1 protein-coding gene is annotated in these 629 nt (G+C 46.3%); it reads right to left on the bottom strand.

The window, feature by feature from the left end; translation table 11 throughout:
* On the bottom strand, positions 1-460 hold a 460-nt coding region (locus A3735_RS31760), incomplete at its 3' end, for a methyl-accepting chemotaxis protein (RefSeq protein WP_369820515.1).
* Positions 461-629 lie beyond the last annotated feature (169 nt).

Genomic DNA, 629 nt, shown 5'->3' with positions numbered 1-629 from the left:
TTTGTGCCAATAAAATAATGTCTTTGATAGCCCGCTCCGTCTTACTTAAGCCTTCTTTCGAGGATTGGGCACTTCGAACGGTTATTTGAATGTCTTTCTGGCTGGACTGCATAACACTGGAGGCATCATGTGTGCTCGTGTGGATGCTATCGACGATACTTTTTACCTGTTCGGCTGAACTTTGAGTCCTCTCGGCCAGTGAACGTACTTCGTCGGCAACGACGGCAAAACCCCGACCTTGTTCGCCTGCACGGGCTGCTTCGATTGCTGCGTTGAGTGCCAGTAGGTTAGTTTGCTCTGCGATGCTGGTGATCTCGGTGATAATCTGGTTGATCTGGTCGCTATCGTTACGCAATTTATCTAATACTTCATTCGACTCAGATATGCGCTTTTCAATGGTATCAATTGAGGAAGTTGTTGCATGTAGGTGCTCGCCAAAGCTATTGAGCTCGCTATTCATTTCGAGAATATGATTATTGATATCTCCAATGTCATGTTCGATGTTTTCGGTCGCCATGACCATATTATTTATTGCTCCACTCAACACGCCGCCGTGATGAGATTGCATCATCGTATTCTGGCTCATGGCACTGTAGGTTTCGGTTAATTCTGCGCTCATAGGGAGCAAG

It is taken from the genome of Oleiphilus sp. HI0061, from assembly GCF_001635675.1.
This window is presented reverse-complemented; position numbering and strand designations above follow the sequence as displayed.